At 41.9% G+C, this 8,919-nt stretch carries 6 protein-coding genes and 2 pseudogenes; 6 read left to right on the top strand and 2 right to left on the bottom strand.

From position 1 onward, the window contains the following. Nucleotides 1-66 precede the first annotated feature (66 nt). The 5 genes and pseudogenes from IPH84_16900 (at nucleotide 67) to IPH84_16880 (ending at nucleotide 5,656) form a co-directional block, all read left to right on the top strand. Nucleotides 67-917 (top strand): annotated as a pseudogene (locus IPH84_16900) (ORF6N domain-containing protein). An 88-nt stretch (nucleotides 918-1,005) separates the two neighbouring features. Then, nucleotides 1,006-2,913 carry a hypothetical protein gene (locus IPH84_16895; protein ID MBK7174859.1) on the top strand — a complete coding sequence of 636 codons (1,908 nt, stop codon included), beginning with the start codon at nucleotides 1,006-1,008 and terminating at the stop codon, nucleotides 2,911-2,913. Then, complete coding sequence (locus IPH84_16890) at nucleotides 2,861-3,475, top strand: hypothetical protein (GenBank protein MBK7174858.1); 615 nt, start codon at nucleotides 2,861-2,863, stop codon at nucleotides 3,473-3,475. Before IPH84_16895 ends, IPH84_16890 begins: the two co-directional genes overlap by 53 nt. A gap of 188 nt (nucleotides 3,476-3,663) precedes the next feature. Continuing rightward, the gene (locus IPH84_16885; protein ID MBK7174857.1) at nucleotides 3,664-4,503 is read left to right on the top strand and encodes a gliding motility-associated C-terminal domain-containing protein; all 840 of its coding nucleotides are present in this window, start codon (nucleotides 3,664-3,666) and stop codon (nucleotides 4,501-4,503) included. Nucleotides 4,504-4,723: 220 nt separating this feature from the next. After that, nucleotides 4,724-5,656 (top strand): annotated as a pseudogene (locus IPH84_16880) (ORF6N domain-containing protein). Between the two features lie 174 nt (nucleotides 5,657-5,830). Here the strand turns inward: IPH84_16880 and IPH84_16875 are convergent. Further along, nucleotides 5,831-6,961: an ATP-binding protein gene (locus tag IPH84_16875; protein ID MBK7174856.1), complete on the bottom strand. Its 1,131-nt coding sequence runs from the start codon at nucleotides 6,959-6,961 to the stop codon at nucleotides 5,831-5,833. A 215-nt stretch (nucleotides 6,962-7,176) separates the two neighbouring features. Next, entirely contained in the window at nucleotides 7,177-7,368 is a 192-nt protein-coding gene (locus IPH84_16870; protein MBK7174855.1) for a virulence RhuM family protein, read from the bottom strand. 519 nt (nucleotides 7,369-7,887) lie between these two features. Here IPH84_16870 and IPH84_16865 point away from each other — a divergent pair. Beyond that, nucleotides 7,888-8,874, top strand: a complete 987-nt coding sequence (locus IPH84_16865) for a hypothetical protein (protein ID MBK7174854.1) — start codon at nucleotides 7,888-7,890, stop codon at nucleotides 8,872-8,874. Nucleotides 8,875-8,919: the final 45 nt, after the last annotated feature.

Below are 8,919 nucleotides of genomic sequence, written 5' to 3'. Positions count from 1 at the left end.
TCATCAAATGAGTTATTCAACCAGGAAATTGAAAACCGCATTTTCACGATCAGGGACAAACAGGTGATGCTCGACAGTCATCTGGCAGAATTGTGTGGAGTTGAACTGAGCGTTTCGTTTGAACAGGTAAAACGGAAACAATGGCGAACGATTTCCTGAACAGTTTATGCGCCAACTGACCAGGGATTAATTTGAGTTTTAAGGTCGCAATTTGCGATCTTAAAAACTCCATTTGATAATGCTGGTTTAGAAGAAAATGAAAAAAAGTGGTAAACATAGAAAATACCTGCCTTATGCTTTTACCGAGCAGGGAGTGGCCATGTTGTCAGCAATATTACGAAGTGAGACTGCTGTGAAGGTGAGTATCCGGATCATGAATGCTTTCATTGAAATGCGGAAGTTCATTCAGGCAAATACAGATCTTTTTCAGCGCATGGATATCCTGGAAAGCAAACAAACGGAAACGGACCGGGAATTCAGCCAGGTATTCCAGGCATTGGAAAAACATGAGCCAAAACCTGAGAAATGGAATTTTCTTCGATGGCCAGATCTTCGATGCCTATGTATTTGTTTCAGACCTGATACGCTCAGCTAAGTACTCCATTATTCTGATTGATAATTACATAGATGAAAGTGTCTTGCTTTTACTAACCAAACGCAAACAAGGTGTAAAAGCACTCATCTATACAAGGCCAAACAAAACAATAATGCTGGATCTTCAAAAGCACAATCAGCAGTATGATCCGGTTGAATTCAGGAAACTGGAAAGTTCACACGACCGGTTTCTGCTCATAGATGAAGTCGAATTGTATCATATCGGGGCATCCCTGAAAGATTTGGGAAAGAAATGGTTTGCTTTTTCAAAAATAAACCCAAATACAAAAGACCTGATATTTAAACTTCAAACAATAAAATAATCAAGATAGACCTGTGACTTTTAAGGCATTAGATGGATAAATTAAACAGATAATAGGTAACTTTACCTGATAAAGTATTTCGGCAGAAATGAAAGTTCTAATTTCTATATTTCTTTTTCTTGCACTCCTGTCATTAAAGGTTTCGGCGCAAGGGGAGGCATTTAACTGGTATTTCGGGAATCATGCCGCCCTGAACTTCAGCACGGGTTCTCCTGTATCACTTTCCGACAGTAAAATGTATGCAGGTGCAGGATGTACATCCTTATCCGACTCTGCCGGCAACCTGCTCTTTTATTCCAACGGTGGTACTATCTGGAACAGGAACCACCAGGAAATGCTGAATGGCACAGGGCTGAATGCCGACGAAAGTGCCACACAGGCCGCACTTGGTCTTAAGGCTCCAGGTTCCGATCATCTGTATTATATTTTCACGGTTGGAGGAACGCATACCACACCTCTCATTTTTGGAGCGTATTATTCAGTGATCGACCTGTCGCTGGATGGTGGACTGGGAGCTGTTCTGCCCTGGCAGAAAAACATCCCGTTGCCGGGCGCTGATTCAGCAATGGAGGTTATTACTGCTGTTGCCTGTGCTAACCAGGAAGGATTCTGGGTATTTGTGAGAAGCTTTTCGGTGAACAATAAGATACTGGCTTATCTTGTGGATCATTCCGGTGTTCACCAAACACCCGTGGTTTCTCCTTGTCTGTATAACTTCAGCTTTAATGGCCAGGCAGGAACCTCCAAAGCTTCTCCTGATGGTAGATATTATGTTTACGGGCCAAGTGGTTGGCATGCAGGTATCTCATTAACGGAATTATATGAAATGAATGCTTATACCGGCACAATGACACCGGTTTTCCTTTTCAACTCAAATGGAATCAATCATGGAGCAGAGTTTTCTGCAAATTCTGAATTTCTCTACCTCTCATGTGATCTATATGGTACTACCATTGAGCAGTATGATATGTCCTATTTATCAGATCCCGTAACTTTTCAGAATAGCAGATACCAGGTTTATTCACATTCATCTCAAATCGGAAATTTTTATCAGATGCAACTGGCGCCGGATGGAAAAATCTATATTACCCAGCCCATGGGACCCGATACATCTAAATTCCTTTCTGTCATTTCAAATCCTTCCCAAAAAGGTGCTGCCTGTGGTTTTCAATTTTCCGCAATTCCTCTGGTAAAAGGCCGGTGCAGCAATGGACTTCCTACATTCATTCAATCCTATTTTGCCCGATTTGTTTTTGCCGGTGAATGCCTGGGAAGTCCTACATATTTTACTTCACGATTCAATCCTGCTCCCGATAGTATTGCATGGGATTTCGATGATCCGGGGTCGGGAGCCCATAACTTCAGCGATTCGATAAACCCGGTCCATGTTTTTTCAGATACAGGCTTCTTTCATGTTACCACCACGGCTTTTTACCTGAACGGACACCAGGAAACAGCAACCCGCCTCGTAAGGATTGCTCCCCTGCCAGCGGTGAATCTTGGAGCCGACAAGACAGCATGTCCAAAAACAGATGTACTGGTGGAGGCGAATGCCGGCTTTTCCTCCTATTTATGGAGTACTGGCGAGAATTCCGTTTCGGTGATAGTTCCGGATACCGGTTTGTATTGGGTACGTGTTCTTGACACTAAAGGATGCGCTAATAGTGATACCATTCATGTAAAGAGCTTTCCTCCACCAATGATCGATGAAACAGACCTTGTGCTTTCGCCAACAACCTGTGGCGGGAGTACGGGAGCCATCACAGGGCTGACTGTAATCGGTACAGCTCCGTTAATTGTTGAGTGGAAAAATGGCAGCAACCAATCAGTGGGGGATACAATCGATCTCTACCATTTACCTGTTGACAACTATACATTAGTACTTTCCGACGGAAACGGCTGTGACTGGCCAACAATAAATTACACTATCAACGATATAGGCGATGTACTTATTGCATACTGTCATTGTGTCGGAATCCCATTGCGGGCAACATGACGGAGCCATCACAGTAGTGGCAACGACAGGTCTTGCCTCCATGTTGAAGTATTCCATTGATAACGGTCAAAACTATTTTCTGAACCTGGGCCGGTTTACGAATCTACCGCAAGGTAATTACCGCGTAAAAGTTATGGTGACTGATACCAATCAGCCCTGCCAGAAAGTTTATGATCATAATCCGCTAACCATTGATCAGATGGATGGCCCTGTTGTGACAAATGTTGTCGCTCAGTATGAAACCGGAACCCAGGCTGATGGAAGTATTACCATTCTGGCTACCGGATCAGGAGATTCCTTGTATTACACCGTTTCAGGGATAACACAAATCAATAACGGGTATTTTGGACAGCTTTCTGCCGGAAACTATACTTGTTCAGTTACCGATCCGTTTGGCTGCGATACTGTATTCACAGTTACTGTCAACAACTTAACCATGGTCCGCCTTCAGGCCATTGCCGGGGATGGTTCTGCCTGCCTGGGCAATGTGGCGTGTTACCGTTGCTGGCCAACAACTTCAGCCATGTACATTCCTTCAGGCGCGACTCTCGTACGACCATAACTTGGTCACCTGCCAGAACTACCTCAATACCCTACCCTGCACTGACAGACAGCCTGGTGGTCGATTTGTTCCCTACCATGGGAGAAATATCGCTGACCTGGAACGGCAAAATCCGGGTGAACCTGCCGATGGCTCAACCTTGGTGGAATTGACCTTCGCTTCCGTGCTAACAGGCAGGATTCACTTCAATGGGATATTTCCCCGGAATCTGCATCTTCCTCGATAGTTTGGGGAACATCATCGCACCCGAGTTTAAACAGGGACAGGTCAGGGTTTACAGCATCCCCCAGGCCACCATCACCGATCCCGGACCGGTTTGTGAGGGAAGTGATTTGTTACTACTCTCCCATTACCAGCAGGGAACAGGCAACGGAACCATCAGCTACCAGTGGACAGGCCCTGACGGAACCGGCGGAACTGACCCCTTGTTTTACCTTGATGAAATACAGTCTGCACAAGCCGGCAACTGGACCTTAACCGTAAGTGATACCAACCACTGCCAGAGTTCATCTTCTTTGGAGGTGAACATCATCTCCCTGCCGGTTTCAGGCTTTCCTGCAGATAAAGATACCCTTTGGTTTGATGAAATAACCCGATTGGAAGCACTTCCGGGATATGCCTCCTACCGCTGGAATACAGGAGACAGCACATCCTCAATCCTGGTGACTTCCGAAGGATGGTACAGGGTTGTTATGCAGACAGAAGAGGGCTGCACCTCCTCCGATTCCCTGATGATGCTCTATTCCTTTGCACCCTTTACCATGCCCAATGCCTTCACTCCGGATGGGGATGGGAAGAATGATGCTTTTCGTCCGGTTACCCTGCCCGAAAAGGTACAATCCTTCAGCATGTACATCTATGACCGATGGGGCAGGCAGGTTTTTGCAACAAAGGATTTGGGCAATGGATGGAATGGTATTATTGATGGGAAACCTGCTCCGATGGGAGTTTATACCTATATCATCAGTTACAGCAATCAGGCAGGGGAAGTGAGGAAGAAGACGGGGATGGTGACCTTGGTGAGGTGATCCCAGCCTAATAAACCTGTCAGGTTTTCGAAACCTGACAGGTTTAAGAACCGCAATATTTCACCTTAAGGATTTTGGCAGGGGAAACAAGGAAGAAGACGGGAATAGTGACGTTGGTGAGGTGATTCCGGTAATTTTAAACCTTTCAGGAATACATTTTTTCTATAACTTTATTCTCAATTATTCTCATTTTAAATTTTGCATTTTATTATCAGCAGTTATGAGTATTTCATCAAATGAGTTATTCAAGCAAGAGATTGAAAACCGCATTTTCACGATCAGGGACAAACAGGTGATGCTCGACAGTCATCTGGCAGGATGTGGAGGTAAACTGATGCGTTTGAATGAACAGGTAAAACGAAACAGTGAACGTTTTCCTGAACTGTTTATGTTTCAACTGACCAGGATTGAATTTGAGTTTTTAAGATCGCAATTTGCGATCTTAAAAACTTCAATATTTGATAATGCTGGTTTAGAAGAAAATGAAAACCGGGGTAAACATAGAAAATACCTGCCCTATGCTTTTACCGAGCAAGGGGTGGCGATGTTGTCGGCTGTTCTACGAAGTGAGACTGCTGTGAAGGTGAGTAACAGATTATGAATGCTTCATTGAAATGCGGAAATTCATTCAGGCAAATACAGATCTTTTTCAGCGTATGGATATCCTGGAAAGCAAACAAACGGAAACGGACCGGAAATTCAGCCAGGTATTCCAGGCACTTGAAAAACATGAGCCAAAGCCTGAGAACGGAATTTTCTTCGATGGCCAGATCTTCGATGCCTATGTATTTGTTTCAGACCTGATACGCTCAGCTAAGCACTCTATTATTCTGATTGATAATTACATAGATGAAAGTGTTTTGCTTTTGCTCATCAAGCGAAAAAAAGGTGTAAAGGCAATCATTTACACAAGGAATACCAAAACAATAATGCTGGACATTGAAAAGCACAATCAGCAGTATAACCCGGTTGAATTCAGGAAACTGGAGAGTTCACATGACCGCTTTCTTTTATCGATGAAGTCGAATTGTATCATATCGGGGCATCCCTCAAAGATCTGGGCAAGAAATGGTTTGCTTTTTCAAGGATGAATTCAATGCAAAAAGAACTATTGGAAAAACTCAGGAAAAACAAAATGATCAATGAAGATTAACAAGCCAGGGACATGATTGAATATAGCTGTATATATTATGTTATAGCAATATGGCCTGGGAAATGAAGAAGAAATCGGGGATAGTGGCCTTGATGAGGTTATCCTGGTAGTTCTGATATTTCTGGCGAGATAAAATGAATCAGTGAATTCATTTGTTTTTCTTCAATTCCGTAATTAGATGATCCATTCCAAATAGTTATCAGGATTAATGATAGTAAATGGTGCATCAGGATATGCTCTTTGCCATGCCCCCGGAATTTTGGCTTTTTTATCTTTCCATTTAATTTCAAAAGCCTTTAATGAATCAATGCCGGTTTCGACAAGGTCAATTTCCTGTCCGTCGTAAGTGCGCCAGAAATGAAGATTGACCGGCTCCGATTGGTATTGCCTCTTCTTAAGCCTTTCCGAAATCAGGTAATTCTCCCATAATTGTCCGGCATCCTGGCGAATGGAAAGTGGATTGAAATTGCTGATCAAGGCATTGCGGATACCATTATCATAGAAATACCATTTCGAGTTTTTGGAAATTTCCTTTCGAAGATTGGATGAATACCCTCCCAAACGGTGAATGATAAAGACTTTGGAAAGCAGGTCGAGATACTTGTCGATGGTATTTTTATTTAAGCCAAGCTGAGATCCTATCTCTGTCATTGATACTTCGTTTCCGGTTTGAAAAGCCAACAGGGTAAGCATATCTCTAAGTTTTCCGGCGTTCCGGATACCGTCAAGGCTGAGAAGATCTTTAAACAGGTAAGCATTAACCAGTTCCTTAAGGTAATCAGCGCGAAGTGCATTATCCTTCATCGTTACGATCTCAGGGTATGAACCATAAACCAATCTCAATTCAAGGTTCTGCCTGGTTTCCAGCATATTTTCAATACCGGAAAGCTCTCGTTGGCTTATGGGAAACAGCAAAAACGAGTAGCTCCTGCCTGTTAAGGGTTCGCCTGTTTTATTCAGAAGATCAAATGAAGAAGAACCACTTGCTATCACCTTGACCTGTGGCACCTCATCGACGATCAATTTCAACACCTTACCAATTTCAGGAACGTTCTGAGCCTCATCAATAATAAGCAAGTCAATATTATTGAGAAGGTTGCGATAATTCGCAATGCTCCTTTCCGCCAATAATGCCAGACTTGTGGCATCTTCACCATTCAGTATCAGTCTCCGGTCAGTGGTTTGTTTTACAATCTCATTGATAAGAAAGGTTTTTCCTACCCTGCGCGGACCAAAAATCAGGATAACCTTCCCGGGACTTAGCCTTGCTTCAATTCTTTCCTGAAGCTCTCTTTTTATAAGCATCTGTTGAATATTTCAATAATACAAATATACTTCACAATTCGCTATTCTCTCATTAAAATTAGTAAATAGGTTATTACAATGACTCAATTACTATTAATTAGGTTATTATAAATGCTGATTTACCAATCATCTTTAGCTGGGCAAGGGCGAAATTAACTTGAAAATGGAATAGTTTGCAGTTCTCCCATTTCCCGGATTGGATGCCACCAATTATTTCACAGGTATCCAACAGAGATGATAGTGTCAAGGTTATAATGTTTCAAAGTCCTCTTAATCTTTCGTTTTCCTTCTTCTTGAACTACCGGGAAAAACTCGGTAGTTGAGCTTTCATCCAATTCGCCTGAGAGATAAATATTCTTAATATGAATCCCAATGGTATCAGAATCTTTCTCAAAAAGACGGGACATTTGTTTTTGGGTGAGCCAGACAGTTTCATTTTCAACCTGAACCTGGATTCCAATCTTACCATCTTCCAGTTCTAAATTTTTATTTCCTGACCTGCCATTCCTTTTTTTTGTAAAGATAATCAAAGTCAGAAAGAGGATAAATTCAAGAACAAGTAAGACTTATGAAAATGAGTCAAACAAATTAACATAGTAAGATTCAATCATGATCAACAATACCAGCCTGACATTTCAAGAAAAAAAGCATTAACTTTACAAGGCTTAATGTATTCTCTGATGAGGCGTTTGCTTCTTTTGGTTTTTATTTTATTGTTCTCAAAGTACTTTCTTTGGGGTCAGGGAGAAGCCAATAACTGGTATTTTGGCCATAAAGCAGCTATTCATTTCCAGGGTAGTGGTCCTATAACTATACTTGACAGTCAGATGGATTCTCACGGAGGTTCAGCCAGCATTAGCGATAGTGCTGGCAACCTTTTGTTTTATACCGATGGAATACAGGTGTGGAATAGGAATCATGAAGTAATGCAGAATGGGACAAACCTCGGAAGCACAACTGGATATGGATACTCTATCCACCCTGTGATTATTGTACCCAAACCAGGTTCTATTAATTTGTTTTATATTTTCACAGTTGATGGAAGGACTACAAATCCCAATTATACTCGAGTAGGCTTGAGATATTCAATTGTAGATATAACACTGGATGCTGGACTTGGAGATATTACCAATGACAAAAATATTCAAGTAGCAAATGCCAGTAATGCTGCCGGAAGATTGACAGCAGTGAGACATGGGAACAACAAAGACATTTGGATAATCACATTTCTTTATGAGGAAGGGAATTATGCTGCATATTTACTTACAGAGAACGGATTAAATCCAAATCCAATAAAGAGCAAATCTCTTGTCACCTTAGGTATTAATTTACAAAATCCAGGCTGTATAAAAGTATCATCAGATGGGCACCAATTGTTTAATTATGGAGACTATCCCGGAGTAGAACGATGTGATTTCAACTTGTACACAGGATTAGTATCCCCTAATTATTTATTTACAACACCTGGCAGCAGTTCCGCTAATTATAGTTTAGAATTTTCTCCTAATAATAAATTCCTTTATCTATCTGATGTGTCTACGGTACACCAATATGATGTCAGCATACAAGAAAAAAATGCATTCATTTCCTCAGCAATCGCAATCGGAAATTTCGGACCAACACTTTCTGGTGACTATCAACTAGGTAATGATGGTAAGATATATATAGCCCAATATACTGAGGCTTATCTTGGAGTTATAAATTATCCAAATCTGCCTGGAATATCATGCGGATTTCAAAAAAATGCTGTTGACTTGCTAGGAAGAAATAACAATACAACACTTCCCAGTTTCATTCCCACCTACTTTACCCGATTCGATTTCACAGGACACTGCATTGGAGATATCTTCAATTTCACCCCCAACTTCAACCCTCCCCCGACAGCATCCACTGGAGTTTCGGAGATCCTTTGAGCGGAATGGCAGATACCTCTACCTTACATTCTCCTTCACATACCT

The sequence above is a fragment of the Bacteroidales bacterium genome (assembly GCA_016707785.1).
Classification (GTDB): Bacteria; Bacteroidota; Bacteroidia; order Bacteroidales; family UBA4417; genus UBA4417.
The sequence above is the reverse complement of the archived record's forward strand: the minus strand, read 5'-3'. Positions and strand labels throughout refer to the sequence as shown.